The organism is Kosakonia sp. CCTCC M2018092 (assembly GCF_003864115.1).
GTDB classification, from domain to species: Bacteria; Pseudomonadota; Gammaproteobacteria; order Enterobacterales; family Enterobacteriaceae; genus Kosakonia; species Kosakonia cowanii.
Genome location: NZ_CP034225.1, coordinates 1,149,448 through 1,169,743 on the forward strand (window position 1 = coordinate 1,149,448; position 20,296 = coordinate 1,169,743).

Annotated in this window: 12 protein-coding genes, 1 tRNA gene and 3 rRNA genes; 10 read left to right on the forward strand and 6 right to left on the reverse strand. The window is 54.8% G+C overall.

Features of this window, described 5'->3' with window-relative positions:
• Positions 1-39: 39 nt before the first annotated feature.
• The 8 genes from rluD to EH164_RS05485 all read left to right on the forward strand — a co-directional run bounded on the left by rluD (position 40) and on the right by EH164_RS05485 (position 11,608).
• A complete protein-coding gene (gene rluD / locus EH164_RS05450; RefSeq protein ID WP_023480596.1) occupies positions 40-1,020 on the forward strand; it encodes a 23S rRNA pseudouridine(1911/1915/1917) synthase RluD in 981 nt (326 codons plus the stop codon).
• Entirely contained in the window at positions 1,017-1,748 is a 732-nt protein-coding gene (gene yfiH, locus EH164_RS05455; RefSeq protein WP_124967557.1) for a purine nucleoside phosphorylase YfiH, read from the forward strand. The genes rluD and yfiH overlap by 4 nt, the downstream gene beginning before the upstream one ends.
• Before the next feature lie 128 nt (positions 1,749-1,876).
• Positions 1,877-4,450: an ATP-dependent chaperone ClpB gene (gene clpB, locus EH164_RS05460; RefSeq protein ID WP_124967558.1), complete on the forward strand. Its 2,574-nt coding sequence runs from the start codon at positions 1,877-1,879 to the stop codon at positions 4,448-4,450.
• Between the two features lie 428 nt (positions 4,451-4,878).
• A 16S ribosomal RNA gene (locus EH164_RS05465) occupies positions 4,879-6,420 on the forward strand.
• Between the two features lie 84 nt (positions 6,421-6,504).
• A tRNA-Glu gene (locus tag EH164_RS05470) sits at positions 6,505-6,580 on the forward strand.
• Between the two features lie 202 nt (positions 6,581-6,782).
• Positions 6,783-9,689: ribosomal RNA gene (locus EH164_RS05475) — 23S ribosomal RNA — on the forward strand.
• Positions 9,690-9,892: 203 nt separating this feature from the next.
• Positions 9,893-10,008: ribosomal RNA gene (gene rrf / locus EH164_RS05480) — 5S ribosomal RNA — on the forward strand.
• The 16S, 23S and 5S rRNA genes sit together here with 1 tRNA gene alongside, the layout of an rRNA operon.
• A 301-nt stretch (positions 10,009-10,309) precedes the next feature.
• Positions 10,310-11,608 carry an MFS transporter gene (locus tag EH164_RS05485; RefSeq protein ID WP_124967559.1) on the forward strand — a complete coding sequence of 433 codons (1,299 nt, stop codon included), beginning with the start codon at positions 10,310-10,312 and terminating at the stop codon, positions 11,606-11,608.
• Here EH164_RS05485 and EH164_RS05490 read toward each other — a convergent pair.
• The 5 genes from EH164_RS05490 to trxC all read right to left on the reverse strand — a co-directional run bounded on the left by EH164_RS05490 (position 11,605) and on the right by trxC (position 17,325).
• Positions 11,605-11,928, reverse strand: coding sequence for a YfiM family lipoprotein (locus EH164_RS05490; protein ID WP_124967560.1), 324 nt, complete (start codon positions 11,926-11,928; stop codon positions 11,605-11,607). The genes EH164_RS05485 and EH164_RS05490 overlap by 4 nt on opposite strands.
• Positions 11,929-11,975: 47 nt before the next feature.
• Positions 11,976-13,331: a CDP-diacylglycerol--serine O-phosphatidyltransferase gene (gene pssA / locus EH164_RS05495; RefSeq protein ID WP_124967561.1), complete on the reverse strand. Its 1,356-nt coding sequence runs from the start codon at positions 13,329-13,331 to the stop codon at positions 11,976-11,978.
• A gap of 113 nt (positions 13,332-13,444) precedes the next feature.
• Positions 13,445-16,105, reverse strand: coding sequence for a protein lysine acetyltransferase (gene pat / locus EH164_RS05500; protein WP_124967562.1), 2,661 nt, complete (start codon positions 16,103-16,105; stop codon positions 13,445-13,447).
• Positions 16,106-16,137: 32 nt separating this feature from the next.
• The gene (locus EH164_RS05505) at positions 16,138-16,836 is read right to left on the reverse strand and encodes a tRNA-uridine aminocarboxypropyltransferase (protein ID WP_124967563.1); all 699 of its coding nucleotides are present in this window, start codon (positions 16,834-16,836) and stop codon (positions 16,138-16,140) included.
• A 69-nt stretch (positions 16,837-16,905) separates the two neighbouring features.
• Complete coding sequence (trxC, locus tag EH164_RS05510) at positions 16,906-17,325, reverse strand: thioredoxin TrxC (RefSeq protein WP_023481256.1); 420 nt, start codon at positions 17,323-17,325, stop codon at positions 16,906-16,908.
• Between the two features lie 204 nt (positions 17,326-17,529).
• Here trxC and EH164_RS05515 point away from each other — a divergent pair, with 204 nt between their 5' ends.
• Positions 17,530-18,624 (forward strand): tRNA/rRNA methyltransferase, encoded by a 1,095-nt coding sequence (locus tag EH164_RS05515; RefSeq protein WP_042714816.1) that lies wholly within the window; start codon positions 17,530-17,532, stop codon positions 18,622-18,624.
• A gap of 248 nt (positions 18,625-18,872) precedes the next feature.
• Here the strand turns inward: EH164_RS05515 and ung are convergent, their stop codons facing one another.
• Positions 18,873-19,562: a uracil-DNA glycosylase gene (ung, locus tag EH164_RS05520; protein WP_124967564.1), complete on the reverse strand. Its 690-nt coding sequence runs from the start codon at positions 19,560-19,562 to the stop codon at positions 18,873-18,875.
• Between the two features lie 314 nt (positions 19,563-19,876).
• On the opposite strand from ung, the gene grcA reads away from it, so the two are divergent.
• Positions 19,877-20,260, forward strand: coding sequence for an autonomous glycyl radical cofactor GrcA (gene grcA / locus EH164_RS05525; protein ID WP_023481164.1), 384 nt, complete (start codon positions 19,877-19,879; stop codon positions 20,258-20,260).
• Positions 20,261-20,296: the final 36 nt, after the last annotated feature.

Consider the following 20,296-nt stretch of genomic DNA (forward strand, 5'->3'; position numbering starts at 1 on the left):
GCGAAGCCGTAAAACCCAACGTTAACGAAGAAGCTGTATATGGCACAACTGGTACAACTCACCGCAACGGTATCCGAGAATCAACTCGGTCAACGCTTAGATCAGGCTTTGGCCGAATTGTTCCCTGATTATTCACGTTCGCGTATAAAAGAATGGATTCTTGATCGGCGCGTGCTGGTCAATGATGTCGTTAGCGACAAACCGAAAGAGAAAGTGTTGGGCGGTGAGCGCATTGCCATCAATGCGGAAATTGAAGAAGAAGCGCGCTTTGAGCCGCAGGATATTCCTCTCAATATCGTCTATGAAGATGACGATATTCTCGTCATTAATAAGCCGCGCGACTTTGTCGTGCATCCCGGCGCCGGTAATCCTGACGGTACCGTGCTGAATGCGCTGCTTCACTACTATCCGCCGATTGTCGACGTACCGCGCGCTGGTATCGTGCACCGTCTGGATAAAGACACCACTGGCTTGATGGTTGTAGCGAAAACCGTTCCGGCGCAAACCCGGCTGGTTGAATCCTTGCAACTGCGTGAAATCACCCGTGAATATGAAGCGGTTGCCATCGGTCATATGACCGCGGGCGGTACGGTGGAGGAGCCTATCAGCCGCCATCCGACCAAACGCACCCATATGTCCGTTCACCCGATGGGCAAACCGGCCGTCACGCACTACCGCATTATGGAACATTTCCGTATCCATACGCGTCTGCGTCTGCGTCTTGAAACCGGTCGTACGCACCAGATTCGTGTGCATATGGCGCATATCACTCATCCACTGGTGGGCGATCAGCTCTACGGCGGACGTCCTCGTCCGCCGAAAGGCGCGTCGGATGAATTTATTGATGCGCTGCGCAAGTTTGACCGCCAGGCGCTGCACGCAACTATGCTGCGTCTCTACCATCCGATTAGCGGTATCGAAATGGAGTGGCATGCGCCAATTCCACAGGATATGGTCGATCTTATTGCCGCGATGCGCGCGGATTTTGAAACCCATAAGGATGATGTCGCCTGGTTATGACCAAACTGATCGTCCCGGACTGGCCGCTGCCGAAAGGCGTGGCGGCCTGTAGCTCAACGCGTATCGGCGGTGTAAGCCTGCCGCCCTATGATGCCATGAACCTCGGCGCGCACTGCGGCGACAACAGTGAGCATGTCGAAGAGAACCGCGCGCGCCTGTTTGCGGCTGCCGGGTTGCCTTCAAAACCGGTCTGGCTTGAGCAGGTGCACGGCACGGCGGTATTGAAGCTCGACGGCGAATCCTATGACTCGAAACGCGCGGATGCTTCATACAGCAACACGCCGGGCACGGTGTGTGCGGTGATGACCGCCGACTGCCTGCCGGTGCTGTTTTGTAACCGGGATGGCAGTGAAGTGGCGGCAGCGCACGCTGGCTGGCGCGGACTGTGCGGCGGCGTGCTGGAAGAGACGGTAGCCTGTTTTGCCGACAAACCTGAAAATCTGCTGGCGTGGCTTGGCCCGGCGATTGGTCCGGAGGCCTTCGAAGTGGGCCCGGAAGTGCGTGAGGCATTTATGGCTCACGATGCCGCAGCCGAACGCGCATTTCGCCCGCAGGGTGAGAAATATTTTGCTGATATTTATCAGCTGGCGCGTCAGCGGCTGGCAAGCGTCGGCGTCGAGCATATCTACGGCGGCGAACACTGCACCTTCAGTCAGCAGAGTGATTTTTTCTCATACCGTCGGGACAAGACGACCGGGCGTATGGCAAGTTTCATTTGGCTGATATAACCTAACGAATCAAGACGATCCAGTGCGCGTAAGTTTTCTTCGCATAAATCAGGTCAATCACCTTGAATAATTGAGGGATGACCTCATTTAATCTCCAGTAGCAAATTTGACCTGTTATGGGAGGAGTTATGCGTCTGGATCGTCTTACTAATAAATTCCAGCTTGCTCTTGCCGATGCCCAGTCGCTCGCACTGGGGCACGACAACCAATTCATCGAACCACTTCATTTAATGAGCGCCTTACTGAACCAGGAAGGCGGTTCGGTTCAACCTTTATTAACCTCTGCCGGCGTCAATGCTGGCCAGTTACGTATTGCTATCGAACAAGCGCTGAGCCGCTTACCGCAGGTAGAAGGTACCGGCGGTGATGTGCAGCCTTCGCAGGATTTGATGCGCGTGCTTAACCTTTGCGACAAGCTGGCGCAAAAACGGGGTGATAACTTTATTTCGTCAGAGCTGTTTGTTCTGGCTGCGCTGGAGTCACGCGGCACGCTGACGGATTTGCTGAAATCCGCTGGCGCAACGACCGCGAACGTGACCCAGGCTATCGAGCAAATGCGTGGGGGAGAGAACGTGAACGACCAGGGGGCTGAAGACCAACGTCAGGCCTTGAAAAAATTTACCGTCGATCTGACCGAGCGTGCCGAGCAGGGCAAACTTGACCCGGTCATCGGCCGTGACGAAGAGATCCGCCGTACCATTCAGGTATTGCAGCGCCGTACCAAAAACAACCCGGTGTTAATCGGTGAGCCGGGTGTCGGTAAAACCGCCATCGTTGAAGGGCTGGCGCAGCGCATTGTGAACGGCGAAGTGCCGGAGGGGCTTAAAGGCCGCCGCGTGCTGGCGCTGGATATGGGCTCACTGGTCGCCGGGGCAAAATATCGCGGTGAGTTTGAGGAGCGCCTGAAAGGGGTGCTCAACGATCTCTCCAAACAGGAAGGCAACGTCATCCTGTTTATCGACGAATTGCATACCATGGTCGGTGCCGGTAAAGCCGACGGCGCTATGGATGCAGGGAACATGCTGAAACCGGCGCTGGCGCGCGGTGAACTGCATTGCGTCGGCGCAACTACGCTTGATGAGTACCGTCAGTACATCGAGAAAGATGCTGCGCTGGAGCGCCGTTTCCAGAAAGTGCTGGTGGCTGAACCCTCTGTTGAAGACACCATCGCTATTCTGCGCGGTCTGAAAGAGCGCTATGAGTTGCACCATCATGTGCAAATTACTGATCCGGCGATTGTTGCGGCGGCATCGCTCTCGCATCGCTACATCTCCGATCGCCAGTTGCCGGATAAAGCCATCGACCTGATCGATGAAGCGGCATCCAGCATCCGTATGCAGATTGACTCGAAACCGGAAGAGCTCGACCGGCTCGACCGACGCATTATCCAGCTCAAGCTGGAACAGCGCGCGTTGATGAAAGAGTCTGATGAGGCGAGTAAAAAACGCCTCGACATGCTGAACGAAGAACTGGAAGAGAAAGAGCGTCAATACTCCTCCCTTGAAGAGGAGTGGAAGGCCGAAAAAGCTTCCCTTTCCGGCACGCAGACCATTAAAGCAGAGCTTGAGCAGGCGAAAATCGCTATGGAACAGGCCCGTCGTAATGGCGACCTGGGCAGAATGTCTGAGTTGCAGTACGGGAAAATCCCCGAGCTGGAGAAACAGCTGGCGGCGGCAACACAGAGTGAAGGCAAAACCATGCGCCTGCTGCGTAACCGTGTAACCGATGCTGAGATTGCCGAAGTGCTGGCGCGCTGGACCGGTATTCCCGTATCGCGAATGATGGAAGGCGAGCGTGAGAAACTGCTGCGCATGGAACACGATCTTCACCACCGCGTGATTGGTCAGGATGAAGCTGTCGATGCGGTCTCTAACGCCATTCGCCGCAGCCGCGCAGGGTTGTCCGATCCGAATCGCCCGATTGGCTCCTTCCTCTTCCTTGGGCCGACTGGGGTCGGGAAAACCGAGCTGTGCAAAGCGCTGGCGAACTTTATGTTTGATAGCGACGACGCCATGGTACGTATCGACATGTCCGAGTTTATGGAGAAACACTCCGTGTCGCGGCTGGTCGGTGCGCCTCCGGGCTATGTCGGCTATGAAGAGGGCGGTTATCTGACGGAAGCGGTTCGTCGCCGTCCCTATTCCGTCATTCTGCTTGATGAAGTGGAGAAAGCGCATCCGGATGTCTTCAACATTCTGTTGCAGGTGCTTGACGACGGTCGGTTGACGGACGGGCAGGGCAGAACGGTAGACTTCCGTAATACGGTAGTCATCATGACTTCGAACCTGGGTTCCGACCTGATTCAGGAACGTTTTGGCGATCTCGATTACGGCCATATGAAAGAGCTGGTTATGGGCGTGGTGAGCCAGAGCTTCCGCCCTGAATTCATCAACCGTATAGATGAAGTAGTTGTGTTCCATCCATTAGGTGAAAAACACATTGCTTCTATTGCGCAGATTCAGTTGCAGCGTTTGTATAAACGTCTTGAGGAGCGCGGCTACAGTGTGACGCTTTCTGACGAGGCGCTGAAACTGCTTAGCGCCAATGGTTACGATCCGGTATATGGCGCGCGGCCGTTGAAACGTGCGATCCAGCAACAGATTGAGAACCCGCTGGCGCAGCAGATCCTCTCCGGTGCGCTGATTCCGGGCAAGCCGGTGCAGCTTGTGGTGAAAGATGATCACATTGTCGCTGTTCAATAAAAGATGAAAAATGAAAAACGGGCCTCTCGGGGCCCGTTTTTGTTTAATAAAAGAGCAGAAACAGACTCTTTTCACAGTTTCTGCCTGGAAATTGAGCGAACAGTAACTTTTTTCAAATTAAGGGTTGTCAGGGAGAATTAACTCCCTATAATGCGCCTCCACTGACACGGCACAACGGCAAACACACCGGCCTGTCAGGTGAAGAATTCTGAAAATAATCAGTTGACTTCACAGCGGGAAAGCGTAATATGCACACCCCGCGCCGCTGCGAAAAGCGAAGCGGCACTGCTCTTTAACAATTTATCAGACAATCTGTGTGGGCACTCAGGTGACATGGATTCTTAATGTCTTCGGACACTAAATGAATACCAAGTCTCACGGGTGAACACGTAATTCATTACGGTTTAATTCGATGAGCATCAAACTTTAAATTGAAGAGTTTGATCATGGCTCAGATTGAACGCTGGCGGCAGGCCTAACACATGCAAGTCGAACGGTAACAGGAAGCAGCTTGCTGCTTCGCTGACGAGTGGCGGACGGGTGAGTAATGTCTGGGAAACTGCCTGATGGAGGGGGATAACTACTGGAAACGGTAGCTAATACCGCATAACGTCGCAAGACCAAAGAGGGGGACCTTCGGGCCTCTTGCCATCAGATGTGCCCAGATGGGATTAGCTAGTAGGTGGGGTAACGGCTCACCTAGGCGACGATCCCTAGCTGGTCTGAGAGGATGACCAGCCACACTGGAACTGAGACACGGTCCAGACTCCTACGGGAGGCAGCAGTGGGGAATATTGCACAATGGGCGCAAGCCTGATGCAGCCATGCCGCGTGTATGAAGAAGGCCTTCGGGTTGTAAAGTACTTTCAGCGGGGAGGAAGGCGATGCGGTTAATAACCGCGTCGATTGACGTTACCCGCAGAAGAAGCACCGGCTAACTCCGTGCCAGCAGCCGCGGTAATACGGAGGGTGCAAGCGTTAATCGGAATTACTGGGCGTAAAGCGCACGCAGGCGGTCTGTCAAGTCGGATGTGAAATCCCCGGGCTCAACCTGGGAACTGCATCCGAAACTGGCAGGCTTGAGTCTCGTAGAGGGGGGTAGAATTCCAGGTGTAGCGGTGAAATGCGTAGAGATCTGGAGGAATACCGGTGGCGAAGGCGGCCCCCTGGACGAAGACTGACGCTCAGGTGCGAAAGCGTGGGGAGCAAACAGGATTAGATACCCTGGTAGTCCACGCCGTAAACGATGTCGACTTGGAGGTTGTGCCCTTGAGGCGTGGCTTCCGGAGCTAACGCGTTAAGTCGACCGCCTGGGGAGTACGGCCGCAAGGTTAAAACTCAAATGAATTGACGGGGGCCCGCACAAGCGGTGGAGCATGTGGTTTAATTCGATGCAACGCGAAGAACCTTACCTGGTCTTGACATCCACAGAACTTTCCAGAGATGGATTGGTGCCTTCGGGAACTGTGAGACAGGTGCTGCATGGCTGTCGTCAGCTCGTGTTGTGAAATGTTGGGTTAAGTCCCGCAACGAGCGCAACCCTTATCCTTTGTTGCCAGCGGTCCGGCCGGGAACTCAAAGGAGACTGCCAGTGATAAACTGGAGGAAGGTGGGGATGACGTCAAGTCATCATGGCCCTTACGACCAGGGCTACACACGTGCTACAATGGCGCATACAAAGAGAAGCAATCTCGCGAGAGCTAGCGGACCTCATAAAGTGCGTCGTAGTCCGGATTGGAGTCTGCAACTCGACTCCATGAAGTCGGAATCGCTAGTAATCGTGAATCAGAATGTCACGGTGAATACGTTCCCGGGCCTTGTACACACCGCCCGTCACACCATGGGAGTGGGTTGCAAAAGAAGTAGGTAGCTTAACCTTCGGGAGGGCGCTTACCACTTTGTGATTCATGACTGGGGTGAAGTCGTAACAAGGTAACCGTAGGGGAACCTGCGGTTGGATCACCTCCTTACCTTAAAGAACCAATCCCTGCAGTGTCCACACAGATTGTCTGATGAAAAGTAAATAGCAAGGCGTCTTGCGAGTGAGACTTTGTGTCCCCTTCGTCTAGAGGCCCAGGACACCGCCCTTTCACGGCGGTAACAGGGGTTCGAATCCCCTAGGGGACGCCACTTGCTGGTTTGTGAGTGAAAGTCACCTGCCGATGTATCTCAAACCTGATTCCTGTGTGAACAGTGAGTCATGTCTGAGATATTTGCTCTTTAAAAATCTGGATCAAGCTGAAAATTGAAACACAGAACAATGCGAATTGTTCCGTGAGTCTCTCAAATTTTCGCAACTGATGATGTTTTACGAAACATCTTCGGGTTGTGAGGTTAAGCGACTAAGCGTACACGGTGGATGCCCTGGCAGTCAGAGGCGATGAAGGACGTGCTAATCTGCGAAAAGCGCCGGTAAGGTGATATGAACCGTTACAGCCGGCGATGTCCGAATGGGGAAACCCAGTGCAATCCGTTGCACTATCGTTAACTGAATACATAGGTTAACGAGGCGAACCGGGGGAACTGAAACATCTAAGTACCCCGAGGAAAAGAAATCAACCGAGATTCCCCCAGTAGCGGCGAGCGAACGGGGAACAGCCCAGAGCCTGAATCAGCCTGAGTGTTAGTGGAAGCGTCTGGAAAGTCGCGCGATACAGGGTGACAGCCCCGTACACAAAAGCACTCTTGCTGTGAGCTCGATGAGTAGGGCGGGACACGTGGTATCCTGTCTGAATATGGGGGGACCATCCTCCAAGGCTAAATACTCCTGACTGACCGATAGTGAACCAGTACCGTGAGGGAAAGGCGAAAAGAACCCCGGCGAGGGGAGTGAAACAGAACCTGAAACCGTGTACGTACAAGCAGTGGGAGCCTCTTTTATGGGGTGACTGCGTACCTTTTGTATAATGGGTCAGCGACTTATATTCTGTAGCAAGGTTAACCGTATAGGGGAGCCGCAGGGAAACCGAGTCTTAACTGGGCGTTAAGTTGCAGGGTATAGACCCGAAACCCGGTGATCTAGCCATGGGCAGGTTGAAGGTTGGGTAACACTAACTGGAGGACCGAACCGACTAATGTTGAAAAATTAGCGGATGACCTGTGGCTGGGGGTGAAAGGCCAATCAAACCGGGAGATAGCTGGTTCTCCCCGAAAGCTATTTAGGTAGCGCCTCGTGAATTCATCTCCGGGGGTAGAGCACTGTTTCGGCTAGGGGGCCATCCCGGCTTACCAACCCGATGCAAACTACGAATACCGGAGAATGTTATCACGGGAGACACACGGCGGGTGCTAACGTCCGTCGTGAAGAGGGAAACAACCCAGACCGCCAGCTAAGGTCCCAAAGTCATGGTTAAGTGGGAAACGATGTGGGAAGGCCCAGACAGCCAGGATGTTGGCTTAGAAGCAGCCATCATTTAAAGAAAGCGTAATAGCTCACTGGTCGAGTCGGCCTGCGCGGAAGATGTAACGGGGCTAAACCATGCACCGAAGCTGCGGCAGCGACACTATGTGTTGTTGGGTAGGGGAGCGTTCTGTAAGCCGTTGAAGGTGTGCTGTGAGGCATGCTGGAGGTATCAGAAGTGCGAATGCTGACATAAGTAACGATAAAGCGGGTGAAAAGCCCGCTCGCCGGAAGACCAAGGGTTCCTGTCCAACGTTAATCGGGGCAGGGTGAGTCGACCCCTAAGGCGAGGCCGAAAGGCGTAGTCGATGGGAAACAGGTTAATATTCCTGTACTTGGTGTTACTGCGAAGGGGGGACGGAGAAGGCTATGTCGGCCGGGCGACGGTTGTCCCGGTTTAAGCGTGTAGGTGTGTGTTCCAGGTAAATCCGGTTCACTTTAACACTGAGGCGTGATGACGAGGCACTACGGTGCTGAAGTGACAAATGCCCTGCTTCCAGGAAAAGCCTCTAAGCATCAGGTAACACGAAATCGTACCCCAAACCGACACAGGTGGTCAGGTAGAGAATACCAAGGCGCTTGAGAGAACTCGGGTGAAGGAACTAGGCAAAATGGTGCCGTAACTTCGGGAGAAGGCACGCTGGTGCGTAGGTGAAGCGACTTGCTCGCGGAGCTGAAACCAGTCGAAGATACCAGCTGGCTGCAACTGTTTATTAAAAACACAGCACTGTGCAAACACGAAAGTGGACGTATACGGTGTGACGCCTGCCCGGTGCCGGAAGGTTAATTGATGGGGTCAACCGCAAGGTGAAGCTCTTGATCGAAGCCCCGGTAAACGGCGGCCGTAACTATAACGGTCCTAAGGTAGCGAAATTCCTTGTCGGGTAAGTTCCGACCTGCACGAATGGCGTAATGATGGCCAGGCTGTCTCCACCCGAGACTCAGTGAAATTGAACTCGCTGTGAAGATGCAGTGTACCCGCGGCAAGACGGAAAGACCCCGTGAACCTTTACTATAGCTTGACACTGAACATTGAGCCTTGATGTGTAGGATAGGTGGGAGGCTTTGAAGCGTGGACGCCAGTCTGCGTGGAGCCAACCTTGAAATACCACCCTTTAATGTTTGATGTTCTAACGTGGACCCGTAATCCGGGTTGCGGACAGTGTCTGGTGGGTAGTTTGACTGGGGCGGTCTCCTCCTAAAGCGTAACGGAGGAGCACGAAGGTCAGCTAATCCTGGTCGGACATCAGGAGGTTAGTGCAATGGCATAAGCTGGCTTGACTGCGAGCGTGACGGCGCGAGCAGGTGCGAAAGCAGGTCATAGTGATCCGGTGGTTCTGAATGGAAGGGCCATCGCTCAACGGATAAAAGGTACTCCGGGGATAACAGGCTGATACCGCCCAAGAGTTCATATCGACGGCGGTGTTTGGCACCTCGATGTCGGCTCATCACATCCTGGGGCTGAAGTAGGTCCCAAGGGTATGGCTGTTCGCCATTTAAAGTGGTACGCGAGCTGGGTTTAGAACGTCGTGAGACAGTTCGGTCCCTATCTGCCGTGGGCGCTGGAGAATTGAGGGGGGCTGCTCCTAGTACGAGAGGACCGGAGTGGACGCATCACTGGTGTTCGGGTTGTCATGCCAATGGCACTGCCCGGTAGCTAAATGCGGAAGAGATAAGTGCTGAAAGCATCTAAGCACGAAACTTGCCCCGAGATGAGTTCTCCCTGACTCCTTGAGAGTCCTGAAGGAACGTTGAAGACGACGACGTTGATAGGCCGGGTGTGTAAGCGCAGCGATGCGTTGAGCTAACCGGTACTAATGAACCGTGAGGCTTAACCTTACAACGCCGAAGATGTTTTGGCGGATGAGAGACAGATTTTCAGCTGATACAGATTAAATGTTAAGTCCGAAGGATTTTGCGCAGCAGCAAGGCGGCAACTGAGACGAGACGACAGGAGCATACTGAAGTATGTGACTGTTGCGAGCGAAGGCAGCCAACGCAGGAGCGGCGTAAAAGACACAGGACGGAGCACAAAGAATTTGCCTGGCGGCACTAGCGCGGTGGTCCCACCTGACCCCATGCCGAACTCAGAAGTGAAACGCCGTAGCGCCGATGGTAGTGTGGGGTCTCCCCATGCGAGAGTAGGGAACTGCCAGGCATCAACCAAAGCCGAAAGCCTCATGCGAAAGCATGAGGCTTTTTGCTATGCTTTTTCCACGATACCCTGCCTTGCTGGAAAAGATCATTTAACCTCAACACGTATAATCCTGCTGCCGTTACCAGGCATGACAAACGCACCCGCCAGGTCATAATCTTAATTACTAACCTACCTAAGTCGAAATGGGATCTTCGTCACCTTTTAACCATAACAAAGATGTAACATCTCCCTCTTTTGTCCACATTGAGCAGGGACGTTCGCTCTAAAAATAATACCTATCGTAAGCAGGAGTTACATTCGAATGGTTGAGAACAGCATGAAAAATAGTGAATCGCTCACCAGCAGCGATACGCGTCGCCGCGTATGGGCCATCGTCGGGGCCTCATCGGGTAACCTGGTGGAGTGGTTCGATTTTTACGTCTACTCATTTTGCTCCCTCTATTTCGCGCACATCTTTTTTCCGCAAGGTAACCCTACCACCCAACTTCTTCAGACCGCCGGTGTTTTTGCCGCAGGTTTTCTGATGCGCCCCATCGGCGGATGGCTATTTGGCCGTATTGCGGATCGGCACGGGCGTAAAAGATCGATGCTGATCTCAGTTTGTATGATGTGTTTTGGCTCGCTGGTGATCGCCTGTTTACCGGGGTATGAAACCATCGGGACCTGGGCTCCGGCATTACTGCTATTGGCACGTCTTTTCCAGGGGCTGTCGGTCGGCGGCGAATACGGCACAAGCGCGACCTATATGAGCGAAGTGGCAGTAGAGGGGCGCAAAGGTTTTTATGCCTCATTTCAGTATGTCACCCTGATTGGCGGGCAACTGCTGGCATTACTGGTTGTTGTGATCCTGCAGCAAGTGATGGAAGACTCGGAACTCAGGGCATGGGGATGGCGTATACCTTTCGCTCTTGGAGCTGCGCTGGCGATTGTCGCGCTCTGGTTACGCCGTCAGCTGGATGAAACCTCCCAGCAGGAAGTGCGTTCCCTGAAAGAAGCTGGCTCTATGAAAGGGTTGTGGCGCAACCGTAAAGCGTTCCTGATGGTGCTTGGCTTTACGGCCGGCGGCTCGCTCACCTTCTACACCTTTACCACCTATATGCAGAAATACCTGGTCAATACTGCCGGTATGCATGCCAATGTTGCCAGTGTCATCATGACCGTGGCACTGTTCCTCTTTATGCTGATCCAGCCGATTATCGGTGCGTTATCCGACCGCATCGGGCGGCGCACTTCCATGCTGCTGTTTGGCGGGCTGGCGACCGTTTGTACGGTGCCTATTCTCACGGCGCTGCACAGCGTAACTTCACCCTATGCCGCTTTCGCGCTCGTTATGTTGGCGCTGGTGATAGCCAGTTTCTACACCTCAATCAGTGGGATATTAAAAGCAGAGATGTTCCCGGCGCAGGTACGTGCTCTGGGCGTTGGCTTATCTTACGCCGTGGCGAATGCGGTATTTGGCGGATCGGCTGAATATGTGGCGCTGTCGTTAAAATCAGTCGGTTTCGAAACGGCTTTCTTCTGGTACGTCACCGCAATGGGCGCAGTGGCATTTCTGGTATCGCTGACGCTGCACCGCAAAGGGAAGGGTATACGGCTTTAATGGTCAGCCAGTTGCCACACGGCGTAGCCCGTTGTGGCACCGGCGACATCCCAGGCAAAATCTTTCCAGCTCCAGCCGCTCCCCGTCGGGCGGCTGTCCCACAGCTCCTTCGACGCACCAAGACTTACTGAAAACATCACACCGATAAGGGCGCTGCGATCGCGGCTGATACCCTGATGCTGCGCATACTCATTCCCTGCGGCAGAAAGCATCGCCGAGGCCAGAAAGTGCTGCGCTTTATCCTGGCCGCTCCAGCTATCGTTCGCCATGTGGCTACAGCCGGTTAATAAGAGGGTGCTTAACAGAAAGGCTTTGTTCATACGCAGAGACCTGAAAAAAAGCCCCGTCATAAGACAGGGCTTCAATATTAGAGGATCCGGCTAATCAGTTTATCGATACGGATACGGCGTAAGCGACGGATAAGCTTACGCACTTTCACCGGGTACTCGGCGATGCTTTGCAGATCGCGATAGTGGTTCACCACTGTCGTATGGGTGCGGATAAGTTCCAGCTCTTTATCGCGCTGCGCCGCCAGCTGCTGTTTCGGATCGTGAATCAACACTGCGTTTTCCAGATCCAGACGCCAGGCACGCGGGTTAAGGTTATTACCCGTCAGCAGCATCCACTCATCGTCGACCCACATCCCTTTCAGGTGGTAACTGTTATCGCCATCTTTCCACAGGCGAACCACAAGCTGATCGGTATTAACGTAATACTGCAGGCGGCTCAGAAAGCGGCGCAGGTTAATCTCATAGAGATAGGGCAGCGCACCGATGATTTTGAAGGGCTCATCTTCCGGAATAAAAAAGTCATTCGCCGTTTTATCGCCAACGATAATCTCGACCTTTTTCCCGTCGCGCAGCAGCTGGATGATGTTGCGAACCAGCACCGCTGGCAGGTTGAAGTACGGAGTACAAATAGTCAGTTTCTGTTCCGCACAGGGCATAAGGTGGAAGATGGTTTTATTCAGCAGGCTTGATTTTCCGAGGCCAACCAGCGGCGTAACCGCCAGTTCATCGTTGCTGGCATTGCCCTCAAAATGGAACGAGGCATCGCGCAACGCCTGGCGGAACTGGCGAATATCGTTTTTAATTTCCGGGCTTTTTGGCCGCTCTGGATCGTCAAGACGATTAACACCGCGCCCGTGAATCAGGTTTGACTCCAGCCAGCCGCGCATCACTTCCGCCATCTGCGGATTGCGGATCAGCTGATAGCGGTCATAGCGGTATTTATCATGCTGATGCAGATAAACATCATTGAGGCTCGCGCCGCTGTAAAGCACCGCGTCATCGATAATAAAGCCTTTGAAATGTAGAACGCCGAGAGCTTCGCGCGTGTTGACCGGCACGCCATAAACAGGAACATCAACGCCGGGATTCTCCTGCGCTAAGCGGCAGTACCAGTCAGCGTTGGTGTTCGATGCCGCCGCACCAATGCGGCCACGCTGGGCGCGATGCCAGTCAACCAGTACGCGCACGTCCAGCTCCGGACGCTGACGTTTTGCTTCATACAGCGCGTTCATCACGCCTTTCCCGCCATCGTCCTGTTCCAGATACAGAGCGATGATATAGATTTGGCGCGTCGCGCTCGCTATCCGGGCAAGCAACGTCTCCCTGAAATCGGCCGGTGAGTAGAAGAACTCTACCTCATCAACTGACTGAGAAAGCTTGGGGAGTTGGGCAAGGTGTTGTTGATGTTTATTACGCTTAAATTTTGACAACATCACAGTGCGTTTCTTCTCTGTTTATTGAAGGGTCTTCTGTACCATGCAGACGACATAAGCGGGCAATAATAACACCGTGTCCACTAAAGTGGTCAACATTTCCAGTACCTTACTCAGGATTGCGCTGTCTGTGCCAGAGGAAGTGAAAGCCCTACAATCCCGTCTTCCATCTGGATATCGACATCAAATCCCAGTTTACGCGCCAGCGTCACCATACCGCGATTGTTGGGCATAGTAATACCATTCAAACGCTTAAGTCCGTGATCCCGGGTATAGGCAATAAGTTTTTCCAGCAGACGTCGCCCAAGCCCAAGACCTTTTAAATCAGAACGCACCAACACGGAAAATTCGGCATCAACGTTATCCGGATCGGATATCGCTCGGGTTACGCCGAGGATCTCTTCACCCTGCTCCGTGCGGCGTACTGCGACAAATGCCATTTCCCGATCGTAGTCGATTTGCGTCATATTCGCTAAATCATCATGGGTAAATTCGTTGATCTCGCTAAAGTAGCGGTAATAGAGATCCTCTTTTGTTACCTGTGAGATAAATTGCTGCAGCAGAGGTTCATCTTCCGGCAGGATCGGGCGGAACAGGCAGTGCTCGCCGTTTTTCATCGTCACCTGCTCTTCGAGATATTGCGGGTAGGGGCGGATCGCCAGCCGCGCTTCGCCATTTTCGCTGGCCGCCGCTAACGTCATTGAGACATCCAGCGCCGTGAATTCGCTGCCGGACGCCAGCAGAGGGTGAATATCGAGCCGCGCAATCTCAGGGCAATCAATAATCAGATTGGAGACCTGCACCAGAAACTGGCTCAGCCCGGCAATATCGAGTGAGCGTAAAGCGCTGCGCCCACGGATCTTTTTACGCTTAATTGCCTGAATCACCAGATAGCGGGCGAGGTTCATATTGAGCGGCGGTAACGCCACCGCAGCCTGATCCTCCGCGCGCCACTCAACGCCGCCTTCGCCGAGCATAATCAGCGGGCCGAACACCGGATCGTGCTCCACTACCACTCGCAACTCCTGCGCGCCTGCGCGGTTCGCCATGCTCTGCACCTGCAAACCCTGAATGCGCGCCTGCGGCCAGTTGAGCTTAACGCGCTCAATAATGGCATCCGCCGCCTGCTGCACCTCTTTGGCGGTACGCAGATAGAGCATCACCCCCTGTACCTCAGATTTATGCGGAATATCGGGCGAGCGCAGCTTCAGCGCGACGGGGTAGCCAATCTGCTCGGCAATATGCACCGCTTCCGCGCTGTCGCCCGCAATCCAGGTGGGCAGCGTTTGCAGCCCCCAGGCACGCAAAATTGGCTGCACCTCATGGGTGTCGAGCGTCGTTGCACCCTCGGCCAGCGCCTGTTGCAGCAGTTTCCGCGCATCGGCGGTATCTGCCGTCAGGAGTTGGGAGAGCGCCGGGGTTTCACGTAGCTGCTTCTGGTTACGGCGATACTCAACCATATGCATAAAGGCGGTAATGGTCCCTTCCGGCGTCCGGTAAGTCGGCAGCCCCGCTTCGCTAAAGAGCCGACGCGCCTCCTGCGACGAGAACTCGCCGCACCAGTTAGTCAGCACGGTGACATATTTGCCGCGCGGGTGATTTTTCAATACGTCGATCAACGCCAACGCGCTTTCGCTGCCCGGTGCCGCGGCGCTCGGCGCGTGGATCACCATCAATGCATCGTAATCGTGGCTGTCGAGCAGGATGTTGAGGGCTGCGGCGTAGCGCTCGCTACTGGCATCATCGCGCAGATCGAGCGGGTTTCCGGCGGCGACAGACTCCGGCAGCGCAGTGGAGAGTTGCGCTAGCGTCTCTTCACTCAGCGTCGCCAGCTTGCCATTGCGTGACCAGAGCTGATCCAATGCCAGCGCTGCGGGTGCCGCACCGTTGCTGATAATCATTAGCCGCTCGCCGCGCAGTGGGCGCATATGGCTCAGCGTCTCAACAGCAGAGAAGAGTTCGTGGGTATCCTGTACGCGCAGCAGACCGGCGCGCTGGATTGCTGCGTCCCATGCGGGATCAAGCCCGGCGTGGGCATGCAGCAAGCGCTGCGCTTCGGGGCTGCGGCCACTCTTGATCACCAGAATCGGTTTATTGCGCGACGCGCTGCGGGCGGCGGAGACAAAACGGCGCGCATCGCTGAGGTGCTCTAGATAGAGCAGGATAGCGCTGGTCTTGCTATCCCGGGCCAGGAAATCGAGTAGCTCATCAACGTCGATATCCAGGCTGTCGCCGAGCGCAATAAAGTAGGAGAAACCCATCTCGCGCTGCTGTGCCCAGTCAAGAATGGTATTAGAGACGGCGGCGGACTGGGAAATAAACGCCAGCTTGCCGCGCGTGATCGGCACCGGTGAGAAACTGGCGTTCAGACCCTGCCACGGCGCGAGCAGGCCTAAGCTGTTTGGTCCGAGCAGGCGCATCTGATAGCGGCCCGCGCAGGCGAGTAATTCAGCATGCTGTTCCGGTGGGGCCGAAAGAATAATGCAGGTTTTACACCCCTTTTCGCCAAGCGCCTCCAGCAGCGCCAGATTGCGCTTCGCATGGGTGCAGAGCACCGCGAGATCGGGGGTAAAGGGGAGGCTGGCGACATCCGGCCAGGCGAGCACGCCCTGAACGGCTTTATAGGCGGGCGTGACCGGCAGCACCGGCCCGGCAAAACCGCCGGCGAGAAGATTGCGCATCATCAGAAAACCGGCGCGATCCGGTTTCATAGATGCGCCAATAACCGCAATCGAACGGGGACGTAATAACGCTTCCAACCCTCGCTGGCTCATACCGGTCTCCACAAATAAGCGACCCGATGATTTTAAACGCTTTCTTCCGCTTTTGCTGTGACGGTGGACGAATGATGCGGTTTCCCGGCCAGATAGCGCTCACGAAACAGCGTGAAATGATCGCCCAACGCCTGCGCTGCGGCGTTATCAGCGGCCAGATCGAGCAGGGCGATGGCCACTTCTGCCGTGCAGTATTGATCGTCAGCGTGTGCTTCCCGCAGGCGATAAGCCGAAACCCGCGACAGATCGACAGAGATAATCGGCAGGGCATCAAGATAGGGGCTTTTGCGGAACATCTTGCGCGCTTCGGTCCATGTACCGTCGAGCATAATAAACAGCGGCGGTTTTCCCGCGGGTGGTGCGCTCAGCACCTGCCGTTCACTGCCAGCATAAGAAGCGGGAAACACCACCATCGGTTGATAGGCATCGCTAGTGCATAAATCGATGAGCTCCTGCGGCGGTTCGGTGCGCGACCACTGAAACGCCAGCGTATCGGGCAGCATATCGGCAATTAAACGCCCGGTATTACTCGGCTTCATCGGCTCGGTATCGAACATTACCAGGCAGAAGCGGCTTTTGGCAGCGGTTGGCTTTAAGGTATCGCACAGGCAGTTACGCAGCGGCAGCAAACAGCGCTGACAGCGGCGGATACGGTTACCGCGCGCAAGAAAAGGGCGGGTCGAGCGGGCAAGGCGCTCAGCGCGGAGTTTGAGAACGGCGTTATCAGTCATGGCGGTCGCACAGGAAAAACGCCATTGTCGCAGAGGTAAAAACGGGGCACAAGATGCGCCCCGACAGGATCAAAGAGATTCGTTCAGCCAGCTGTCGAATGGCGCTTTCGGCACCGCGCCGCTCAGCATGTCCACCACTTCGCCATTTTTGAACAGCATGATGGTCGGAATGCTGCGAATGCGAAAACGCGCGCTCAGTTCGCGTTCTGCTTCGGTGTTCACTTTTACAAAGCGTACCTGGCCACTGCGCTCTTCCGCGACATCTTCAAAGATCGGCGCAAAGTTACGGCACGGGCCGCACCACGGTGCCCAGAAATCGACGACCACCGGCAGATCGTCTTTCAGGAGTTTATCGAGCGTTTCGCCGGTGGCGTTGATCACGTCGCCGTCGAACAGCTCGTGCCCGCAGCGCCCACATTTCGCTGCATCTTGCATGCGTTCTTGTGGGATACGGTTCAACGCCTGGCAGCTTGCACATACGGTATTCATAACTAACCTCAGGGAAGCGGTGGTACACAGCGGCATGATGCCGTTATGTTTCTACAATGTTACGTATTATTGATGTACAGGTTTTAAACAACAACGTGGTTTATTCAATGAGTACAATAGTCGCTGGCTTTTGAATGAATTAATGGCGAAGCGTCGGCACATCAGGTAATCTGCGCGCTTCGCGCAGCGCTGGTGGAGAAAAGCATGAACGATGAGTTAAAGAACAAGAGCGGCAAGGTCAAAGTGATGTATGTCCGCAGTGATGATGATTCCGATAAACGAGGTCACAACCCGCGTACCGGGAAAGGGCCTGCACGTACCGGAAACGCTTCCCGCAATGACAGAAGTCGCCCGGGCCGTGACGACAAAGGTCGTTCTGCACGTGATGACAGAGGTGGTCGTCCGCAACGCGATGAGAGAAGTCGCGCACCGCGTGATGATTACAGCGCACGGGGTGATTCACCGTGGCGCACCGTGTCACGCGCACCCGGTGAGGAAACGCCGGAGAAGCCGGATCACGGCGGTATTAGCGGTAAAAGCTATATCGATCCTGAAGTATTGCGCCGTCAGCGTGCAGAAGAGACGCGCGTGTATGGCGAAAACGCCTGCCAGGCGCTGTTCAGCAGCCGCCCGGATTGTATCGTGCGCGCCTGGTTTGTGCAGAGCGTCACGCCGCGCTTTAAAGAAGCGCTGCGCTGGATGGCTGCTAACCGCAAAGCGTACCACGTGGTCGATGAGCAGGAGCTGGCAAAAGCGTCCGGCACCGAGCACCACGGCGGCGTCTGCTTCCTGATCAAAAAACGCAACGGTCTGAGCGTTGAGAAGTGGGTGGCGAGCGCCGGTGAAGAAGATTGCGTACTGGCGCTGGAAGATGTGGGTAACCCGCACAACCTCGGCGCGATTATGCGTAGCTGCGCGCACTTTGGCGTGAAAGGCGTTGTGTTGCAGGACGCGGGCGTGATCGAATCCGGTGCTGCGGTACGTACCGCAGAGGGCGGGGCGGAACACGTTCAGGCGATCACCGGCGAAAGTTTTGTCGGCGCGCTGGAAGCATTCCGTCAGGCGGGTTACGCGCTGGTGACGACATCCAGCCATAACGGCACGCCGCTGTTCAAAGCCGAGCTGCCGAAGAAGATGGTGCTGGTGTTAGGCCAGGAGCGTGATGGTATTTCCGATGAAACGCTGTCGCGCGCCGATCTGAGCGTCTCTATCGAAGGTACCGGCAACGTTGAAAGCCTCAACGTTTCGGTTGCAACCGGCGTATTGCTCGCCGAGTGGTGGCGTCAGAACAAGGCGTAAAGTATCAAGGTCGGGCGGCGCGTGCGTCTACCCGACCTTACCCGCAGCACTTTCGTAGGCCGGATAAGGCAACGCCGCCATCCGGCACATTTCCCGCATACCCTGTTCGCGTTCCGCTGGCAGTTTCGTAGGCCGGATAAGGCAACGCCGCCATCCGGCACATTTCCCGCATACCCTGTTCGCGTTCCGCTGGCAGTTTCGTAGGCCGGATAAGGCATCGCCGCCATCCGGCACATCTCCCGGATACCCTATTCGCTTTCCGCCGGCAGTTCCGGCATCCAGTTAATCGGCTTTTCACCATGCTGCTCCAGCCACTCATTCGCCAGCACAAAATGGTTACAACCAAAAAAGCCGCGATGTGCCGAAAGCGGCGACGGATGGGGTGCCGTCAGCACATGATGGCGTTTCCTGTCGATAATCGCCCCCTTCTTCTGCGCATGCGACCCCCACAGCAAAAAGACCACGCCTTCACGGTGCTCATTAATCAGGCTGATAACTTTATCGGTAAAGGTTTCCCAACCGAGGCTGGCGTGCGAGTGCGCCTGCCCGGCGCGTACGGTAAGCACCGTATTAAGCAGCAGCACGCCCTGGCGCGCCCAGCTCTCCAGATAACCGTGATCAGGGCGGGTAAAGCCCGGCACGGTTTTCTCTAACTCTTTGTACATATTCAATAAAGAGGGGGGGACGGCGACGCCGGGCCGCACGGAAAAGGCCAGCCCATGCGCCTGGCCGGGGCCATGATAAGGATCCTGTCCGAGGATCACGACTTTCACATCGCCAAGCTCGGTAAAACGAAAGGCGTTAAAGACATCTTTCTGCGGCGGATAGATCGTCGCGCCGGACTGGCGTTCAGCGGCCACGGTATTAAGGGTGTTCACAAAGTAGGGCTGCTGTTTCTCTTCTGCCAGTACGTCATGCCATGTCAATGAAGTCGTCATCCCGATCTCCTGCAAAGTTGGTTTGCCGTAGCTTAACTGCTTCTTTCTCCATAACAAAATCAGCCGCTCGCAAAAGCGTACACCCGCTAAAAAATAGTTGAAAGTTTACGTGAATTTTTAGTGCGCCTGAGATGCATAAATTGATATAAAACAAGAACAAACCCTAATAGCCATTTTTGCCGTATGGTTTTTATTGACTAAAATCAAAGAATGGCCCGGTGCGGGCTGGTATATAAACAGCCAGACAACAATGGTTTTACCAATTGGCCGGCCTGCGTTCGGTCAATCACCTAATCTGCCTAGGGAGGCTATACATGATTACAGGTATCCAGATTACAAAAGCGGCTAATGACGATCTGTTGAACTCATTCTGGCTGCTTGACAGCGAAAAGGGCGAAGCACGCTGCGTCTGCGCGAAAGCGGGTTTTGCTGAAGATGATGTTGTTGCGGTAAGTAAACTCGGCGATATCGAATACCGCGAAATTCCGATGGAAGTGCAGCCGGAAGTGCGCGTTGAAGGGGGTCAGCATCTGAACGTTAACGTGCTGCGTCGTGAAACGCTGATGGACGCCGTTGAGCATCCAGAAAAATACCCGCAGCTGACGATCCGTGTTTCCGGTTACGCTGTGCGTTTCAACTCGCTGACGCCGGAACAGCAGCGCGACGTCATCGCTCGTACCTTTACTGAAAGCCTGTAATCGCAGGCAGCAATAAAAAACGCCGGGTCTCCCCGG